Source organism: Pseudomonas campi, assembly GCF_013200955.2.
Lineage (GTDB): Bacteria > Pseudomonadota > Gammaproteobacteria > Pseudomonadales > Pseudomonadaceae > Aquipseudomonas > Aquipseudomonas campi.
In genome coordinates this window covers 3448343-3464831 of sequence record NZ_CP053697.2, presented here as the reverse complement: position 1 = coordinate 3464831, position 16489 = coordinate 3448343, and the positions used below count along the sequence as shown (strand labels likewise).

Annotated in this window: 19 protein-coding genes and 1 tRNA gene; 15 read left to right on the top strand and 5 right to left on the bottom strand. The window is 61.8% G+C overall.

Going from position 1 to position 16489, the window contains the following annotated elements:
• Nucleotides 1-107: 107 nt before the first annotated feature.
• Nucleotides 108-1433: an imelysin family protein gene (locus HNE05_RS16085; RefSeq protein WP_173209195.1), complete on the bottom strand. Its 1326-nt coding sequence runs from the start codon at nucleotides 1431-1433 to the stop codon at nucleotides 108-110.
• 181 nt (nucleotides 1434-1614) lie between these two features.
• On the opposite strand from HNE05_RS16085, the gene HNE05_RS16080 reads away from it, so the two are divergent.
• On the top strand, nucleotides 1615-2187 hold the full coding sequence (locus HNE05_RS16080; RefSeq protein ID WP_173209193.1) for a LemA family protein: 573 nt from the start codon (nucleotides 1615-1617) through the stop codon (nucleotides 2185-2187).
• Between the two features lie 2 nt (nucleotides 2188-2189).
• Nucleotides 2190-3104, top strand: coding sequence for a GIDE domain-containing protein (locus HNE05_RS16075; protein WP_173209191.1), 915 nt, complete (start codon nucleotides 2190-2192; stop codon nucleotides 3102-3104).
• On the opposite strand, the gene HNE05_RS16070 is transcribed toward HNE05_RS16075, so the two are convergent.
• From HNE05_RS16070 to HNE05_RS16060, 3 genes are all read right to left on the bottom strand, one after another.
• Nucleotides 3101-3607: an RDD family protein gene (locus tag HNE05_RS16070; RefSeq protein WP_173209189.1), complete on the bottom strand. Its 507-nt coding sequence runs from the start codon at nucleotides 3605-3607 to the stop codon at nucleotides 3101-3103. The two genes, HNE05_RS16075 and HNE05_RS16070, sit on opposite strands and share 4 nt — an antisense overlap.
• 104 nt (nucleotides 3608-3711) lie before the next feature.
• On the bottom strand, nucleotides 3712-3924 hold the full coding sequence (locus tag HNE05_RS16065; protein ID WP_160082300.1) for a cold-shock protein: 213 nt from the start codon (nucleotides 3922-3924) through the stop codon (nucleotides 3712-3714).
• Between the two features lie 290 nt (nucleotides 3925-4214).
• Nucleotides 4215-4298, bottom strand: a tRNA-Leu gene (locus HNE05_RS16060).
• Nucleotides 4299-4407: 109 nt separating this feature from the next.
• On the opposite strand from HNE05_RS16060, the gene queA reads away from it, so the two are divergent.
• The 6 genes from queA (at nucleotide 4408) to HNE05_RS16030 (ending at nucleotide 10673) form a co-directional block, all read left to right on the top strand.
• Nucleotides 4408-5457, top strand: a complete 1050-nt coding sequence (gene queA, locus HNE05_RS16055) for a tRNA preQ1(34) S-adenosylmethionine ribosyltransferase-isomerase QueA (RefSeq protein ID WP_173209187.1) — start codon at nucleotides 4408-4410, stop codon at nucleotides 5455-5457.
• Between the two features lie 5 nt (nucleotides 5458-5462).
• Complete coding sequence (tgt, locus tag HNE05_RS16050) at nucleotides 5463-6581, top strand: tRNA guanosine(34) transglycosylase Tgt (protein ID WP_173211706.1); 1119 nt, start codon at nucleotides 5463-5465, stop codon at nucleotides 6579-6581.
• A gap of 167 nt (nucleotides 6582-6748) precedes the next feature.
• Nucleotides 6749-7090, top strand: coding sequence for a preprotein translocase subunit YajC (yajC, locus tag HNE05_RS16045; RefSeq protein WP_173209185.1), 342 nt, complete (start codon nucleotides 6749-6751; stop codon nucleotides 7088-7090).
• Nucleotides 7091-7152: 62 nt separating this feature from the next.
• Nucleotides 7153-9021 (top strand): protein translocase subunit SecD, encoded by a 1869-nt coding sequence (gene secD, locus HNE05_RS16040; RefSeq protein WP_173209183.1) that lies wholly within the window; start codon nucleotides 7153-7155, stop codon nucleotides 9019-9021.
• Between the two features lie 13 nt (nucleotides 9022-9034).
• Complete coding sequence (secF, locus tag HNE05_RS16035) at nucleotides 9035-9946, top strand: protein translocase subunit SecF (protein ID WP_173209182.1); 912 nt, start codon at nucleotides 9035-9037, stop codon at nucleotides 9944-9946.
• 178 nt (nucleotides 9947-10124) lie between these two features.
• On the top strand, nucleotides 10125-10673 hold the full coding sequence (locus HNE05_RS16030) for a glycine zipper 2TM domain-containing protein (protein WP_173211705.1): 549 nt from the start codon (nucleotides 10125-10127) through the stop codon (nucleotides 10671-10673).
• Between the two features lie 64 nt (nucleotides 10674-10737).
• On the opposite strand, the gene suhB is transcribed toward HNE05_RS16030, so the two are convergent.
• Nucleotides 10738-11553 carry a type III secretion system regulator SuhB gene (gene suhB, locus HNE05_RS16025; RefSeq protein ID WP_173209181.1) on the bottom strand — a complete coding sequence of 272 codons (816 nt, stop codon included), beginning with the start codon at nucleotides 11551-11553 and terminating at the stop codon, nucleotides 10738-10740.
• A gap of 147 nt (nucleotides 11554-11700) precedes the next feature.
• Between suhB and trmJ the strand changes: the two genes are divergently transcribed.
• From trmJ to hscB, 7 genes are all read left to right on the top strand, one after another.
• On the top strand, nucleotides 11701-12480 hold the full coding sequence (trmJ, locus tag HNE05_RS16020) for a tRNA (cytosine(32)/uridine(32)-2'-O)-methyltransferase TrmJ (protein ID WP_173209180.1): 780 nt from the start codon (nucleotides 11701-11703) through the stop codon (nucleotides 12478-12480).
• Entirely contained in the window at nucleotides 12473-13255 is a 783-nt protein-coding gene (cysE, locus tag HNE05_RS16015) for a serine O-acetyltransferase (RefSeq protein ID WP_173209179.1), read from the top strand. Before trmJ ends, cysE begins: the two co-directional genes overlap by 8 nt.
• A 139-nt stretch (nucleotides 13256-13394) precedes the next feature.
• A complete protein-coding gene (gene iscR, locus HNE05_RS16010) occupies nucleotides 13395-13886 on the top strand; it encodes a Fe-S cluster assembly transcriptional regulator IscR (protein WP_173209178.1) in 492 nt (163 codons plus the stop codon).
• A 32-nt stretch (nucleotides 13887-13918) separates the two neighbouring features.
• A complete protein-coding gene (locus HNE05_RS16005) occupies nucleotides 13919-15133 on the top strand; it encodes an IscS subfamily cysteine desulfurase (RefSeq protein WP_173209177.1) in 1215 nt (404 codons plus the stop codon).
• A gap of 49 nt (nucleotides 15134-15182) precedes the next feature.
• Nucleotides 15183-15569 carry a Fe-S cluster assembly scaffold IscU gene (gene iscU, locus HNE05_RS16000; protein WP_069517686.1) on the top strand — a complete coding sequence of 129 codons (387 nt, stop codon included), beginning with the start codon at nucleotides 15183-15185 and terminating at the stop codon, nucleotides 15567-15569.
• Nucleotides 15570-15594: 25 nt separating this feature from the next.
• Nucleotides 15595-15918 (top strand): iron-sulfur cluster assembly protein IscA, encoded by a 324-nt coding sequence (gene iscA / locus HNE05_RS15995; protein ID WP_173209176.1) that lies wholly within the window; start codon nucleotides 15595-15597, stop codon nucleotides 15916-15918.
• Between the two features lie 7 nt (nucleotides 15919-15925).
• Nucleotides 15926-16447 (top strand): co-chaperone HscB, encoded by a 522-nt coding sequence (gene hscB / locus HNE05_RS15990; RefSeq protein WP_173209175.1) that lies wholly within the window; start codon nucleotides 15926-15928, stop codon nucleotides 16445-16447.
• Nucleotides 16448-16489 lie beyond the last annotated feature (42 nt).

The window sequence follows — 16489 nt, the reverse complement described above, 5'->3', positions numbered from 1 at the left end:
AGGGATTTGCGTTCGCGAACTGAGGCGTGCTGCCGCAGGGGGAAATATGGCAGGCAATAAAAAACCGATGCGCCTTGTGGGCGCATCGGTTGCCAGTGCTGCGGATATCAGAACTGGTGGTCGGCGGTGTCCGGGTTCAGGTCGCTGATGCCCAGCTTGCCGGCGGCCTGTTCGATGGCGCCGGTCTGCTTGACCAGTGCGGCGATGGCGTCACGCACGATCTGCTGGCCAGCCGTGTTGTCGGCGGCGATCAGCTGGTCGAAGTGCTGGCCCTGGTTGGCGCTGTCGACCAGCGCCTGCAGCTTGGCTTCGCTGGCTTGCAGGTCGGCCTTGAGGGTGCTGTCGGCGGCGGCGTCGAGCTTGGCCACCAGGGACGACAGGCTCGGGCCGCTCAGGGTGCTGCCGTCGACCTTTTTGTACTCGCCCAGGTAGACGTTGCGGATACCTTTACCGTTGTAGAAATGCGAGTTGTGGGTGTTGTCGCTGAAGCAGTCGTGCTCGTCTTCGGTGGAGTTGGCTTCCAGGGCGACTTTCATGCGCTCGCCAGCCAGCTCGCCGAGGGACAGGCTGCCCATGCCGAACAGCATCTTGCGCAGGCCGTTCTCGGCCGATTCGGCTTCCAGCTTGGCGCGGTAGTTGTCGGCATTGCCGGCTTGCCACTGCACGACCATCGCGTCGAGGTCGCTAACCAGCAGGTCGGTAGCGGCTTTCAGGTAGGCGCGACGACGCTCGTTGTGCTCACCGGTAGCGCCGGCACCGACGATGAAGTCGCTGGCCGGACGGGCGCCGGCACCCGGGTTGCTGCCGTTGAGGTCCTGGCCCCAGAGGAGGAACTCGATGGCGTGGTAGCCGGTGGCGACGTTGGCTTCGGAACCGCCCAGTTCGTTCAGGCTGGCCAGCAGTTCGGGGGTGATGGTGGTGGCGTCGACCTTGTCTTCACCGACCTGGATGGTGGTGTTGGCGATGATGTTGGCGCTGGCGCCCGGGTTGCCCAGGGCGTGCTGGTAGTCCTTGGCGACGTAGTCGATCAGGCCTTCGTCCAGCGGCCAGGCGTTCAGCTGGCCTTCCCAGTCGTCGACCACGGCGTTGCCGAAGCGGAACACTTCGGTCTGCATGTAGGGTGCGCGGGCGGCCAGCCAGGCTTCGCGAGCGGCTTGCAGGGTGGCGTCGCTCGGGTTGGCGAGCAGGGCGTCGATGGCGGTTTGCAGGGATTTGCCGGTGCTGGCGGCATCGCTGAACACGGCCAGGGCCAGGTCCGCGTAATGGCTGACTACGGCCTTGGCGTCGGCATCGGCGACTTTCAGGGTCGCGGCAGCGCTGCTGGCGGCTGCTGGGGCAGCGGCTTGCGGTGCGGCGGCTTTGTCTTCACCGCAGCCGGCGAGGGCAATGGCGAGAGCCAGCAGGCTGGCGGTAGCCAGGGGCATACGAGTCATGGCGGAATCCTTTGCATGTGGAGATGGGAGTGCAATGCAGTTGCACTAGAAAACCGCGCAATAATGCGAAAGATTTGCATTTTATGTAAAGGACTATTTATTCCGTGCGGGCCAGCATTCCGGGGACTGTGCAGGCGGGGCGCTGCCGCTAGAATGCCGGCAGTCCACAAGGAGTGTTGCCATGAGTCTGACCCTAGTCGCCGTTCTGGTTGTCCTGTTCCTCGCCGCCGCCTGGGCGGTTGGTCTGTATAACGGCCTGGTGCGCCTCAAACACGGGGTGAGCAAGGCCTGGTCGAACATCGATGTACTGCTCAAGCAGCGCCACGACGAACTGCCCAAGCTGGTAGAGACCTGCAAGCAGTACATGCAGCACGAACGCACCACCCTGGAGCGGGTGATCGCCGCGCGCAATGCCGTGGCCAGTGCCCGCGAGAAGCACGATGTCGGCGCCCTCGGGCAGGCAGAAAGTGGCCTGCGGGCCGGCCTCGGTCAGTTGTTCGCGCTGGCCGAGAACTATCCGGACCTCAAGGCCAATGACAGCTTCCAACACCTGCAGCAGCGCATCAGCGGTTTGGAGAACGCCATCGCCGATCGCCGCGAGCTGTACAACGAGGCGGTCAACCTGAACAACGTGCGCATCGAGCAGTTTCCCGATGTGATCATCGCGCGGATGTTCGCCTTTCAGGCGGCCGAGTTGCTGGAGTTCAGCGAGGCAGAAAAAGCTGACGTCGACCTCAAGTCGCTGTTCAACTGAGCATGGATGTCGGTGGACTGGCCATCAGCCTGGCCTTCAGTGTCGGCGCCTGTGCCGGCGGTGGTTGGTGGTGCCTGAAACGTCTGGCTGAGGCGCGCTTCCTGCTGGATACGCCGACCTCGAAGGTGCGTTCGGCGGCGCAGGGTTATGTCGAGCTGTATGGCGTGCTGCAGGATCAGCCGGAGGTGCAGATCGTCGCGCCGCTGACCGGCACGCCTTGCCTGTGGTGGCGCTTCAAGATCGAGGAGTACAGCCAGAACGGCAAGAATCGCTCCTGGCGCGTGGTCGAGAGTGGCAGCAGTGAAGGCTGGCTGCGCTTCGACGACGGTACGGGCGAGTGCCTGATCAATCCGCAAGGTGCCGAGGTGCGGCCGGCCACCAAGCAGGTCTGGCGTGGCAGTCAGCGCCATCCGCGGACGCAGCAGGGGACTAGCGGGATACTGGGCTGGTTGCTGTCCGGCGGCAGCGAGTACCGCTACACCGAAGAGCGCCTGCATGCCGGTGAACCGCTGTATGCCATCGGTGATTTCCGCACTGCCGGTGGCGCCCAGGCATTCGACCTGACGCTGGCGCAGGGCGCGGTGGTGCGCGAGTGGAAGGGCGACTTCGCAGGTCTGCTGCAGCGTTTCGACAGCAACGACGATGGTCGGCTGGATGACGGCGAGTGGACGCGCATGCGCGAGTCGGCGCGGGTCGAGGCGCAGCGCCGGCAGCTCCAGCAGGGCGATGTGCCAACTTACAACCAGCTACGCCGTCCGCTCGAGTCGCAGCCTTTCATCCTTTCCAGTCATGGTGAGGATGTGTTGGCGCGTGGTTTCTACTGGCAGGCGGCCGGTGGCGCTGCGCTGTGCCTGGTTGGCGCCCTGGCGACCACCTGGTTGGTCAGTAATGTGCTGCTGCCGGGGCTGGCGAGCTAGTTCTTGCCCTGCTGGTGAATGTTCTTCGGCAGCTGGATGACCCGGCTTTCCGAATAGATGTCGTGCCAGCTGCGTCGCTCCTTGTCCCACAGCATCCACAGGAAGCCCAGACCGCCGAGCAGCCAGGAGATGATGGCGATCAGGAAGCGCAGCAAGGCTTGCCACAGGGTGATTGCCGAACCATCGGCATTCTGGATGCGCAGGCCCCACACCTGCATGCCGAGGGTCTGGCCATTGTGCGTCCAGAACTTGGCGAAGAAGGCGAACAGGCTGAACAGCACGACAGTGGCGAGCATCGGGTCGCGATCCAGGCCACCAGCCTGCGACAGGGCCAGCAGTTGCTCGTCGCCATAGATCAGGCGCAGCAGGCCCTGCTGGTAGATCAGCGTCACCACCATCATCAGCGCGATGGACAGCAGGAAATCATAAAACATCGCGGCCAGGCGGCGGGGCAGTCTGGCGGTGGGGAAGTCGCCTTGGGGGCGCAGCATGTGCTTGGGCATGGACGGCTCGTGAGGGAAAGACTGCGCGGATTGTACGGGCAACAAATCGCAGGCACAAAAAAGCCCCTGATGTTGCCATCAGGGGCTCTTCGGAGCAGCGAAACTTAGCCCAGAACCTGGACCTTGTCAGCCTGCATGCCTTTCTGGCCTTGAACGGCTTCGAAAGTAACCTTCTGGCCTTCTTTCAGGCTCTTGAAGCCATTACCTTCGATAGCGCGGAAGTGTACGAACAGATCCGGACCGCTCTCTGGGGTGATGAAGCCAAAGCCCTTCTCGTCGTTGAACCACTTAACGGTGCCGGTTTGACGATTCGACATGTCTTATTTCCTTGAAACTAGAGTTGATGACAGCCTCTTGCTTTGGCGAAGAGGGCTGGGACTGGTTGCAGAGAGTAAGAGAAGTCGAGCGGGTTTAGCGGATCTAGGATCTACTGCACCAGGTCACGATTCATAGCGACCCATGCAAACACAGTGGGCACACTCTAGCTAACTCGGTTGGGTTTGCCAAGCCCTGCGAAACGGTCACTTTCGTGCACTTTTTCGGGGCTCTGCGGCGGGTGTTTCAGGAGGGTTTCAGGCGTCTCGAACGAGTGCTGAAACTGGGTGGCTGGTGCCCCGGGGGAGACTCGAACTCCCACTTCTTGCGAAAACGGATTTTGAATCCGCCGCGTCTACCATTCCGCCACCGGGGCACGATGGGCGCGCAGTATAGGGAGGCCGTGGAAGTCGGTCAATCGGCTTGCGTGGCCAGTGTGGGTGGTTTCCGGTAAGCTTTGTGGCCCTGCAAGACGATCTTTCACCATGCGTGTTTCTGACTTCCACTTCGATCTTCCCGATGCTCTGATCGCCTCCCACCCTCTGGCTGAACGCCGGGCCAGTCGTCTGCTGGTGCTGGATGGCGAGACGGGTGCACTGAGCCATCGCCAATTCGTCGACCTGCTCGAGTACCTGCGTCCCGGTGATCTGATGGTGTTCAACAACACCCGGGTGATTCCGGCGCGGCTGTTCGGCCAGAAGGCTTCCGGCGGCAAGCTGGAGGTGCTGGTCGAGCGCGTGCTGGACAGTCATCGGGTATTGGCCCATGTGCGTTCGAGCAAGTCGCCCAAGCCGGGCTCGCGGATCCATATAGACGGTGGTGGTGAGGCCGAGATGGTCGCGCGCCACGATGCGCTGTTCGAGCTGCGTTTTGCCGAGCCGGTGCTGCCGCTGCTGGAACGGGTCGGCCATATGCCGTTGCCGCCTTATATAGAGCGCGCCGACGATGCGGCCGATCGTGAGCGCTACCAGACCGTTTACGCGCAGAAGGCCGGCGCGGTAGCGGCGCCTACGGCCGGTCTGCATTTCGACGAAGAGCTGCTGGTGGCGATTCGTGCCAAGGGCGTGGAGACCGCGTTCGTCACCCTGCATGTCGGTGCCGGGACGTTCCAGCCGGTACGGGTGGAGCGTATCGAAGATCACCATATGCACCACGAGTGGCTGGAGGTCAGTCAGGACGTGGTGGATGCCGTGGCTGCCTGCAGGGCGCGTGGCGGTCGGGTGGTCGCGGTCGGCACCACCAGCGTGCGCTCGCTGGAAACGGCGGCGCGTGATGGCGAGCTGAAGGCCTTCAGTGGCGACACCAATATCTTTATCTACCCGGGCCGGCCCTTCCATGTGGTCGATGCCCTGGTCACCAATTTCCACCTGCCCGAGTCGACCCTGCTGATGCTGGTGTCGGCCTTTGCCGGTTATCCCGAGACCATGGCCGCCTATGCCATGGCGGTGGAGCAGCAATACCGCTTCTTCAGTTACGGCGATGCCATGTTCATCACCCGCAATCCCGCTCCGCGCGGCCCCGAGGAAACCCTATGAGCCACATGTCCTTCGAGCTGCTGGCCACTGACGGGCGCGCCCGTCGTGGTCGCCTGACCTTTCCGCGTGGCGTGGTGGAAACCCCGGCCTTCATGCCGGTGGGTACCTACGGCACGGTCAAGGGCATGCTGCCGCGCGATATCGAGGCGATCGGCGCGCAGATCATTCTCGGCAACACCTTCCATCTGTGGCTGCGTCCGGGTACCGAGGTGATCAAGCAACACGGCGACCTGCACAACTTCATGCAGTGGCAGGGGCCGATCCTCACCGACTCCGGCGGCTTCCAGGTGTTTAGCCTGGGCGCCATGCGCAAGATCAAGGAGGAGGGCGTGACCTTCGCCTCGCCGGTGGACGGTCGCAAGGTGTTCATGGGCCCGGAAGAGTCGATGCAGGTGCAGCGTGATCTGGGCTCGGACATCGTGATGATCTTCGACGAGTGCACGCCTTACCCGGCCGATTTCGACGTGGCCAAGCGCTCCATGGAGCTGTCGCTGCGTTGGGCCAAGCGCTCGAAGAATGCCCACGAGGGCAACCCGTCGGCGCTGTTTGGCATCGTCCAGGGCGGCATGCACGAAGAGCTGCGCATGCGCTCGCTGGAAGGGCTGGAGGAGATCGGTTTCGACGGCCTGGCCATCGGCGGCCTGTCGGTCGGTGAGCCGAAGGAAGAAATGATCCGCGTGCTGGACTTCTTGCCGGCACAGTTGCCAACGGACAAACCCCGTTACCTGATGGGGGTTGGCAAGCCGGAAGATCTGGTCGAGGGTGTGCGCCGCGGTGTGGACATGTTCGACTGCGTGATGCCGACCCGCAACGCGCGCAACGGGCATCTGTTTACCGATACCGGCGTGGTGAAGATCCGCAATGCGGTGCATCGCCATGACGAGTCGCCCCTGGACCCAACCTGCGATTGCTACACCTGCCAGAACTTCTCCCGCGCCTACCTGTATCACCTGGATAAGTGCGGCGAAATGCTGGGCAGTATGCTCAATACCATCCATAACTTGCGGCATTATCAGCGCCTGATGGCTGGTTTGCGCGAGGCAATTCAACAGGGTACATTGGCCGCCTTTGTCGATGCCTTCTACGCTCGGCGCGGTCTGCCCACGCCGCCGCTGGAGGCTTGAGCGCCGCTTTGCTTGGCATGAAAGCGCCCCTCAGATATTGAAATCGAGCTAAGTACCCCCATTAAGGTGACAGCCTGCGTTTTTTCGCTCGCGGCGCCTGGCCCAAATCTGGCTTGCCTGTGCGGCCGCAAAACAACAGTTTCAAGACCTCGTAATAGGAGTTTTCCATGAGCTTTCTGATCCCCGCCGCTTACGCTGATGCCGCTGCGCCGGCCGCCGCCGCTGGTCCCGCTGGTAGCGGTTTCGAGTGGGTGTTTCTGGTCGGCTTCCTGGTCATCTTCTATCTGATGATCTGGCGCCCGCAGGCCAAGCGCGCCAAAGAGCACAAGAACCTGCTCGGCGGCTTGCAGAAGGGTGACGAAGTGGTCACCTCCGGTGGTCTGGCCGGCAAGGTAACCAAGGTTTCCGATGATTTCGTGGTGGTTGAAGTTTCCGACAATGTCGAACTGAAGTTCCAGAAGCAGGCCATTGCGGCGACCCTGCCGAAGGGCACTCTGAAAGCCATCTAAACGATCCATTCTTCACCAACGACGGGGCGCATCATGCGCCCCGTGTCATAACGGGCGGCGTCATGCTCAATAAGTTCCCCCTGTGGAAGTACCTGCTGATCCTGGCTGTGCTGGCGGTCGGCTTTATCTATTCCGCGCCTAATCTGTATCCGGACGATCCGGCCATCCAGATCAGTGGCGCCAGTACGGCCTTGCAGGTCGGTCAGGCCGACCTGGATCGCATCAGCAAGGCGCTGGGCGAGGCGGGTATCGCGGTCAAGGCTGCCACCCTGAACGACAAGGGTAATGCGGGGCTGGTGCGTCTGGCCAAGCAGGCCGATCAGCTGCCGGGCAAGGAGCTGGTGCATCGTCTGCTCGGTGATGACTACGTGGTAGCGCTGAACCTGGCGCCGACCACGCCGCAGTGGTTGCGCAGCATTGGTGCCGGCCCGATGAAGCTGGGTCTGGACTTGTCCGGTGGTGTGCACTTCCTGCTGGAAGTGGACATGGACAAGGCCGTTGGTGCGCGCCTCAAGGTTTATGAAGGTGAAGTGAAGAGCCTGCTGCGCAAGGAGCGTCTGCGTTATCGCAGCCTGCCGCAGCAGGACGGCGCGATCCTGCTGGGCTTCTCCGATGCCGAGCAGCTGGAAAAGGCGCAGGATCTGATTCGCAAGGACTTCATCGATTTCGAGCAGGTCACCAGTGAGCGCAATGGCTTGCAGGTGCTGAGTCTGGCGCTGAGCCAGGCCAAGCTGGCAGAAATTCGTGAATATTCGATCAAGCAGAACCTGACCACCGTACGTAACCGGGTCAACGAACTCGGTGTGGCGGAGCCGCTGGTGCAGCGTCAGGGCGCCAACCGCATCGTGGTCGAACTGCCGGGCGTGCAGGACACTGCCGAAGCCAAGCGCATCCTCGGCAAAACCGCTAACCTGGAGTTCCGCTTGCAGTCCGAGCTGGATGCGCCGCGCGCTTCCAGTGAATTCTTCGAGTTCCGCGAGGAGGGTCGCCCGGCCGTAGCGCTGGAGCGTGGCCTGATCATTACCGGCGACCAGGTGACCGACGCCCAGGCCAGCTTCGATGAAAATGGCAGCCCGCAGGTCAATATCCGCCTGGACAACCATGGCGGCGAGCTGATGAACCGCGCCACCCGCAACAATGTCGGGCGCAGCATGGCGGTGATCTTCATCGAGCAGAAGCCGATGACTCGCTACGCCAAGCAGATGGTCGATGGCGTCGAGAAAGAGCAGGCGATCCAGACCTTCAAGGAAGAGCGCAAGATCATCAGTCTGGCGACCATCCAGTCGCCGCTGGGTAGCCAGTTCCGCATTACCGGTCTGGATGGTCAGGGCGAGTCCTCGGAACTGGCCCTGCTGCTGCGTGCCGGTGGCCTGGCGGCGCCGATGTACTTCGCCGAAGAGCGCACCATCGGCCCGAGCCTGGGTGCCGACAACATTGCCAAGGGTATTGATGCGTCCCTGTGGGGCATGCTCTTCGTATCGTTGTTCATCATCGTCATCTACCGCTTCTTCGGGGTACTGGCGACGGTAGCGCTGGGCTTCAACATGGTGCTTCTGCTGGCGCTGATGTCCCTGCTGGGGGCGACGCTGACCCTGCCGGGGATTGCCGGTATCGTCTTGACCATGGGTATGGCGGTGGACGCCAACGTGCTGATCTTCTCGCGTATCCGCGAGGAAATTGCCAATGGCATGTCCAATCAGCGTGCCATTCACGAGGGTTTCGATCGTGCCTTCTCGGCGATCATCGACGGCAACCTGACCACGCTGCTGGTCGGCGGCATTCTGTTCGCCATGGGTACCGGTCCGGTCAAGGGCTTTGCCGTGACCATGTCGCTCGGCATCATCACCTCGATGTTCACCGCCATCTTCGTCACCCGTGCCATGGTCAACCTGATTTTCGGTGGCCGTGATTTCAAGAAGCTGTGGATCTAAGGGGTTCGGCACGATGAAACGTGTAATCAATTTCATGGGCATTCGCCATGTGGCGTTTGCCGTGACCGTGTTGCTGACCCTGGTCTCGCTGGGCAGTCTGGCGGTCAAGGGGCTGAACTTCGGTCTGGACTTTACCGGCGGTACGCTGATCGAGCTGGGTTACGAGAAGCCGGCTGATCTGACCCTCGTGCGTGAGCAGCTGGGGCAGGCGGGCTATACCGATGCCATGGTGCAGAGCTTCGGCGCCACCACCGATGTGTTGGTGCGCATGCGTGGCGATGATCCGCAACTGGGCAACCAGGTGGCTGATGCGCTGCGCAAGGTGGGGGGCGACAATGCCTTTACCATCAAGCGTGTCGAGTTCGTCGGTCCGGCTGTGGGTGAGGAGCTGCGCGATCAGGGTGGCCTGGGCATGCTTCTGGCGCTGGCCGGGATCCTGGTGTACGTGGCTTTCCGCTTCCAGTGGAAGTTCGGTTTTGGCGCCATCGTTTCGCTGATCCATGACGTGATCGTGACCCTGGGTGTGTTCTCGTTCTTCGAGATTCCTTTCGATCTCACCGTGTTGGCGGCTGTACTGGCGCTGATCGGCTACTCGCTCAACGACACCATCGTGGTCTTCGACCGTATCCGCGAAAACTTCCGCGTGCTGCGCAAGGCCGAGCTGATCGAGAACATCAACATCTCGACCACGCAGACCCTGCTGCGCACCATGGCGACGTCGATCTCCACCTTGCTGGCGATCATTGCGCTGATGGTGTTCGGTGGTGAGAACCTGTGGGGCTTCTCTCTGGCGCTGTTTATTGGTGTTACTGCCGGCACCTACTCGTCGGTGTATATCGCCAGCATTCTGCTGATCTGGCTGAAGCTGACGCGCGACGATCTGATCCCGCCGGTTGAGGCGGAGGAAGTGGACGAGCGTCCCTGAGTTTGTCTGTACCCACAAAGCCCGGCTCAAGCCGGGCTTTGTGTTTGTGGGGGTGTGACGAGGCTCCCAGTTGTCGGTTATGCCGATCGCAGGGAGGAACTTGGCGGGCGATGCCGCCTCCAAGGCTAGGAGTAATGGCGCAATGCGCGTCGAACTGGATGAGTCCTGGGAGGGCCAAATGAACAAGTCGATGATCGTGGGCGCAGTGTTGGGTGCGGTGGGTGTCACTGCCGGTGGTGCCGTGGCGACCTACAGTCTGGTCAGTGGCCCTCAATATGCCGAGGTGCTGGCTGTGCAACCGGTGAATGAAACCATCAAGACCCCGCGCGAGGTGTGCAAGGACGTCACCGTGACCCGGCAGAAGCCGGTCAAGGATCAGCATCAGATCGCCGGTACGGCCATCGGTGCTGTGGTAGGCGGGTTGCTGGGTAACCAGGTGGGCGGTGGTAACGGCAAGAAGCTTGCGACTGTTGCGGGCGCTGTCGGGGGGGGCTATGCCGGCAACAAGGTGCAGGAAAACATGCAGGAAGGCGCCACTTATACCACCACCGAGACCCGCTGCAATACGGTGACCGATACCAGTCAGAAGCTGGTCGGTTATGACGTGAAGTACCAGATCGATGGCAAGGTCGGCCAGGTGCGCATGGACCGTGATCCGGGTAGCCGTATCCCGCTCAATGAGCAGGGGCAACTGGCTCTGGCAGAGCCGGCGCAAGTGATCCAGTAATGCTGTGAGGCATAAAAAAACCGCCCTTCGGGGCGGTTTTTTTATTGCCTTGAATAGAGCGCTGTCAGCGCTTCATCGAGGGCGCCAGGTGTGGCTGGATGGCGGTCAGCACGGCCTTGAAACATTTGGTGTTGCCGGCAACGATCTGGCCTTTCTCGAGGAAGTCGTGGCCGCCGCTGAAGTCGCTGATCAGGCCGCCTGCTTCCTGGATCAGCAGGGCGCCTGCGGCCATGTCCCACTCGGACAGGCCGAACTCCCAGAAGGCGTCGTAGCGGCCGGCTGCAACATAGGCCAGGTCCAGGCTGGCGGCGCCGGCGCGGCGGATGCCGGCGGTCTGGCCAACCAGGCTGCGGAACATGCCGAAGTAGTTGTCGAGGTTTTCCAGCTGGCTGTCGCGGAACGGGAAGCCGGTGCCGAGCAGGGCGCCGTCCAGGCTCTTGCGAGTGCTGACGCGCAGGCGGCGGCCATTGATGGCGGCACCACGGCCGCGGCTGGCGGTGAATTCTTCCTGGCGGACCGGATCGAGAACCACGGCGTGCTCGAGGCGGCCGCGGTATTTGCAGGCGATGCTGACGGCGAAGTGCGGCACGCCGCGCAGGAAGTTGGTGGTGCCATCCAGTGGGTCGATGATCCACTGGTAGTCGGCGCCGTCGCCAGTACCCTGAATGATGCCGCTTTCCTCGCCCATGAAGCCGTGCGTCGGGTAAGCCTTCTGCAGGGTCTGGATAATGGTCTGCTCGGCGGCGCGGTCAACTTCGGACACGTAGTCGTGGGCATCTTTCTCGCTGACCGAGATGACGTCCAGGCGCTCGATGGAGCGGAAGATCAGTTCACCGGCGCTGCGGGCTGCGCGCAGCGCGATATTCAGCATGGGCTGCATGGGGAGATTCACCTGGGTCGTTAAAGAAAGCCGGCCATACTAGCAGAAAAGCTCGTTGGATGTAGCCTAGCCTTTGTCGTGCGTGGCGTAAGTCCGCTTGAGTCCTGTAAGATCGATGCCCCTTTCGTGCTCTGCCTGGAGCTGGTCTTGCTGCAGAATATTCGTGTGGTTCTGGTCAATACCAGTCATCCCGGCAATATCGGTGGTGCCGCGCGGGCCATGAAAAACATGGGCCTGTCGCGCCTGGTGCTGGTCGATCCGGTGGAGTTTCCCAGCAGCGAGGCAGTGGCGCGGGCTTCCGGGGCGAGCGATATCCTCGATGCGGTGCAAGTGGTCGCTACGCTGGAAGAAGCGCTGGTCGGCTGCAGTGTGGTGCTCGGCACCAGTGCCCGCGATCGACGTATTCCCTGGCCGTTGCTCGATCCGCGCGAGTGCGCAACGACCTGCCTGCAGCATGCGGAACAGGGTGGTGAAGTGGCGCTGGTGTTCGGTCGCGAGTACGCCGGGCTGACCAACGAAGAGCTACAGCGCTGCCAGTTCCATGTGCATATTCCCTCCGATCCGGAGTTCAGTTCGCTGAACCTGGCCACTGCAGTGCAGGTGCTGGTCTACGAGGTGCGCATGGCCTGGCTGGCGGCCCAGGGGCAGCCGACCAAGATGAGCAAGCTGGAAACCACGGCGATGCTCAATACGCAATCGGTCACTACTGATGAGCTGGAGTCGTTCTATGTCCACCTGGAGAACGTGCTGGTGGAGATCGGCTTCCTCGATCCGAACAATCCGCGTCACCTGATGCCGCGTTTGCGCCGCCTGTATGGGCGCAGTGGCATCAGCAAGCTGGAAATGAATATTCTCCGTGGCATCCTCACGGAAACCCAGAAAGCAGTGCGTGGCGAGCCTCACAAGCGGAGAAAAGACGATGTTTGAGCGTGTGCGCGAAGATATCCAGAGCGTATTTCATCGCGACCCGGCAGCGCGCAATGCGTTTGAGGTGGTCACTTGCTATCCGGGCTTGCATGCAGTCTGGCTGCATCGTCTGGCGCATGGCTTGTGGGTGAGTGGCTGGAAATGGCTGGCGCGTCTGGTGTCGAACTTTGGGCGCTGGATGACCGGAATCGAGATTCATCCGGGGGCGAAGATCGGTCGACGCTTCTTCATCGATCACGGCATGGGCATCGTCATCGGCGAGACCGCCGAGATCGGCAATGACGTCACGCTCTACCAGGGGGTAACCCTGGGCGGCACCAGCTGGAACAAGGGTAAGCGTCACCCGACCCTGGAAGATGGCGTGGTGGTAGGGGCGGGGGCCAAGGTGCTCGGCCCGTTCACCGTCGGTGCCGGGGCGAAGATCGGTTCCAATGCGGTGGTGACCAAGGCAGTGCCGGCTGGTGCCACGGCGGTCGGTATTCCCGGACGGATCATCGCCAAGGCAGATGACGAGCAGGAAGCCAAGCGCCAGGCCATGGCTGAGAAGCTCGGCTTCGATGCCTACGGCGTCAGCCAGGACATGCCGGACCCGGTGGCGCGTGCCATTGGTCAGCTGCTGGATCACCTGCAGGCGGTCGATTCGCGCCTCGAGGGCATGTGCGGGGCGCTCAAGGCTCTGGGTAGCGATTACTGCGCCAAAGAGCTGCCGGCTCTGCGTGATGAGGACTTCGAGGGCGTATGCAAGGAGCAGCAGGGCGATAAACCTGCGGCCTGATGTCTAGGTTGAAGGTTTTTGCTATGATTCGCGCCCTTCGCCGAGCCTAATTCCTACTATTTTAATAGGTCTTATAGTTGACCTAATTAGTAGGAAAAGGGGATACTTACGGCACTTCAGCGAAACCGTGGTAAACACCATGCGCTTGACTACCAAAGGCCGTTACGCCGTCACCGCGATGCTCGATCTGGCGCTGCATGCCCAGCATGGGCCGGTGTCCCTGGCTGATATTTCCGAGCGTCAGGGTATTTCCCTGTCCTATCTCGAACAGCTGTTCGCCAAGCTGCGCCGTGGCAACTTGGTCAGCAGTGTGCGTGGTCCGGGTGGCGGTTATCAGTTGTCGCGCGACATGCGGGTCATTCAAGTGGCGCAGGTGATCGACGCGGTCAATGAGTCGGTCGATGCCACGCGCTGCCAAGGCCAGGGTGATTGTCACTCTGGCGATACCTGTCTGACCCACCACCTGTGGTGTGACCTCAGTCAGCAGATTCACGAATTCCTCAGTGGGATCAGCCTGGCTGACCTGGTGACCCGTAGCGAAGTGCAGGAAGTCGCTCTGCGTCAGGATCAGCGCCGTTGCAATGGCAGGACGCCGCGCCTGGATAAGATTGAAGCGTCCGCCGTTGATTGAGCAGGGCGCCAGCCTGTATTAGGAGAAATCTGATGAGATTGCCGATTTACCTCGATTATTCCGCCACCACTCCGGTCGATCCGCGCGTTGCGCAGAAGATGAGCGAGTGCCTGCTGGTGGATGGCAACTTTGGCAACCCGGCCTCGCGCTCCCACGTGTTCGGCTGGAAGGCCGAAGAGGCGGTCGAGAATGGTCGCCGCCAGGTGGCCGAGCTGGTCAATGCCGACCCGCGCGAGATCGTCTGGACCTCCGGTGCCACCGAGTCCAACAACCTGGCGATCAAGGGTGTTGCGCACTTCTACAGCACCAAGGGCAAGCACATCATCACCTCGAAGATCGAGCACAAAGCCGTGCTCGATTCGACGCGCCAGCTGGAGCGCGAAGGGTTTGAAGTTACCTACCTCGAGCCCGGTGAAGACGGTCTGATCACCCCGGCGCTGGTCGAGGCCGCGCTGCGTGACGACACCATTCTGGTCTCGATCATGCACGTCAACAACGAGATCGGCACCATCAACGACATCGCTGCCATCGGTGAGCTGACTCGCTCCCGCGGCGTGCTGTTCCATGTCGACGCGGCGCAGTCCACCGGCAAGGTGGAAATCGACCTGGAAAAGCTCAAGGTCGACCTGATGTCCTTCTCCGCCCACAAGACCTACGGCCCGAAAGGCATCGGTGCGCTCTACGTGCGTCGCAAGCCGCGCGTACGTCTGGAAGCGCAGATGCACGGTGGCGGTCATGAGCGCGGCATGCGTTCCGGCACCCTGGCGACGCACCAGATCGTCGGCATGGGCGAAGCCTTCCGCATCGCCAAGGTCGAGATGGCCCAGGAAAACGAGCGTATTCGTGCCCTGCGTGACCGCTTCTACAAGCAGGTCGAGGGCATGGAAGAGCTGTACATCAACGGCAGCATGACCCAGCGCGTCGCGCACAACCTCAACCTCAGCTTCAACTATGTCGAAGGTGAGTCGCTGGTCATGGCGCTCAAGGATCTGGCGGTTTCCTCCGGTTCCGCCTGTACCTCTGCTTCGCTGGAGCCGTCCTACGTGCTGCGCGCGCTAGGCCGTAACGACGAGCTGGCGCACAGTTCGATCCGCTTCACCTTCGGTCGCTTCACCACCGAGGAAGAAGTCGATTACGCCGCGTCGAAGATTCGCGATGCCGTCAACAAGCTGCGCGATCTGTCGCCGCTGTGGGACATGTTCAAAGAAGGTGTCGATCTGTCCAAGGTCGAATGGCAGGCACATTGATTGTTTAGTCGCCTCCAAGAGCGGCACCTGATGAAAGAGGAATTGCACCATGGCTTACAGTGAAAAGGTCATCGACCATTACGAGAACCCGCGCAACGTCGGCAAGATGGATGCCGAGGATCCGAATGTCGGCACCGGCATGGTCGGCGCCCCGGCATGCGGTGACGTCATGCGCCTGCAGATCAAGGTCAACGAACAGGGCGTCATCGAAGATGCCAAGTTCAAGACCTACGGCTGCGGTTCGGCGATCGCTTCCAGCTCCCTCGCTACCGAGTGGATGAAGGGCAAGACCCTGGATGAAGCGGAAACCATCAAGAACACCCAGCTGGCCGAAGAACTGGCGCTGCCGCCGGTGAAGATTCACTGCTCGGTACTCGCCGAGGACGCCATCAAGGCGGCCGTGCGCGACTACAAGCAGAAGAAAGGCCTGGTCTGAGTTCGTTGTCGCGTAAGGAGTTGCTATGGCTATCAGCATGACCGAAGCCGCCGCACGTCACGTGCAGCGCTCCCTTGAGGGGCGTGGCAAGGGTGCGGGCATTCGTCTGGGGGTTCGTACCACCGGCTGCTCGGGCCTGGCCTATGTGCTGGAGTTCGTCGACGAGCTGGCCGCCGAGGATCAGGTGTTCGAAAGCTTCGGGGTGAAAGTGATCATCGATCCGAAGAGCCTGACCTATATCGATGGCACCGAGCTGGACTTCGTCCGCGAGGGGCTCAACGAGGGCTTCAAGTTCAACAACCCCAACGTGCGCGGCGAATGCGGCTGCGGCGAGAGCTTCAACGTCTGAGGCTAGCGTGGGTAGACCCTGTCACTTTGCTCTGTTCGATCTGCAGCCCGCCTTCCGTCTGGACCTGGCGCAGCTCTCCGCGCGTTATCGCGAGCTGGCCAAGACCATGCATCCGGATCGCTTTGCCGATGCTCCCGAGCGCGATCAGCGCCTGGCGCTGGAGCATTCGGCGAGCCTCAATGAGGCTTACCAGACTCTGAAGAATGCGCCGCGCCGCGCTCTCTATCTGCTGGCGCTGCGCGGGCGTGAGCTGCCGATGGAAGTGACCGTGCAGGACCCCGAGTTCCTGCTCCAGCAGATGCGCTTGCGCGAAGAGCTGGAAGATCTGCAGGACAGTGCTGATGTGGCTGGCGTGGCGGCGTTCAAGCGCCGCCTGAAACAGGCTCAGGATGAGCTTGATGCAGGTTTTGCTGCTTGCTGGGATGACGCGCGGCGTCGCGAGGAGGCCGAGCGCCTGGTGCGACGCATGCAGTTTCTCGACAAGTTGTCCCACGAAGTGCGCCAGCTGGAAGAGCGCCTCGACGATTAACCGCCGTGCAGCTGCGGCTGCCCGCCTGACTTCCTGAGCATC

Excerpts from the sequence above, each read along its gene's own strand:
- HNE05_RS16085 (WP_173209195.1), bottom strand. The coding sequence starts at position 1,433 with ATGACTCGTATGCCCCTGGCTACCGCCAGCCTGCTGGCTCTCGCCATT.
- HNE05_RS16080 (WP_173209193.1), top strand. The coding sequence starts at position 1,615 with ATGAGTCTGACCCTAGTCGCCGTTCTGGTTGTCCTGTTCCTCGCCGCC.
- HNE05_RS16075 (WP_173209191.1), top strand. The coding sequence starts at position 2,190 with ATGGATGTCGGTGGACTGGCCATCAGCCTGGCCTTCAGTGTCGGCGCC.
- HNE05_RS16070 (WP_173209189.1), bottom strand. The coding sequence starts at position 3,607 with ATGCCCAAGCACATGCTGCGCCCCCAAGGCGACTTCCCCACCGCCAGA.
- HNE05_RS16065 (WP_160082300.1), bottom strand. The coding sequence starts at position 3,924 with ATGTCGAATCGTCAAACCGGCACCGTTAAGTGGTTCAACGACGAGAAG.
- queA (WP_173209187.1), top strand. The coding sequence starts at position 4,408 with ATGCGTGTTTCTGACTTCCACTTCGATCTTCCCGATGCTCTGATCGCC.
- tgt (WP_173211706.1), top strand. The coding sequence starts at position 5,463 with ATGTCCTTCGAGCTGCTGGCCACTGACGGGCGCGCCCGTCGTGGTCGC.
- yajC (WP_173209185.1), top strand. The coding sequence starts at position 6,749 with ATGAGCTTTCTGATCCCCGCCGCTTACGCTGATGCCGCTGCGCCGGCC.
- secD (WP_173209183.1), top strand. The coding sequence starts at position 7,153 with ATGCTCAATAAGTTCCCCCTGTGGAAGTACCTGCTGATCCTGGCTGTG.
- secF (WP_173209182.1), top strand. The coding sequence starts at position 9,035 with ATGAAACGTGTAATCAATTTCATGGGCATTCGCCATGTGGCGTTTGCC.
- HNE05_RS16030 (WP_173211705.1), top strand. The coding sequence starts at position 10,125 with ATGAACAAGTCGATGATCGTGGGCGCAGTGTTGGGTGCGGTGGGTGTC.
- suhB (WP_173209181.1), bottom strand. The coding sequence starts at position 11,553 with ATGCAGCCCATGCTGAATATCGCGCTGCGCGCAGCCCGCAGCGCCGGT.
- cysE (WP_173209179.1), top strand. The coding sequence starts at position 12,473 with ATGTTTGAGCGTGTGCGCGAAGATATCCAGAGCGTATTTCATCGCGAC.
- iscR (WP_173209178.1), top strand. The coding sequence starts at position 13,395 with ATGCGCTTGACTACCAAAGGCCGTTACGCCGTCACCGCGATGCTCGAT.
- HNE05_RS16005 (WP_173209177.1), top strand. The coding sequence starts at position 13,919 with ATGAGATTGCCGATTTACCTCGATTATTCCGCCACCACTCCGGTCGAT.
- iscU (WP_069517686.1), top strand. The coding sequence starts at position 15,183 with ATGGCTTACAGTGAAAAGGTCATCGACCATTACGAGAACCCGCGCAAC.
- iscA (WP_173209176.1), top strand. The coding sequence starts at position 15,595 with ATGGCTATCAGCATGACCGAAGCCGCCGCACGTCACGTGCAGCGCTCC.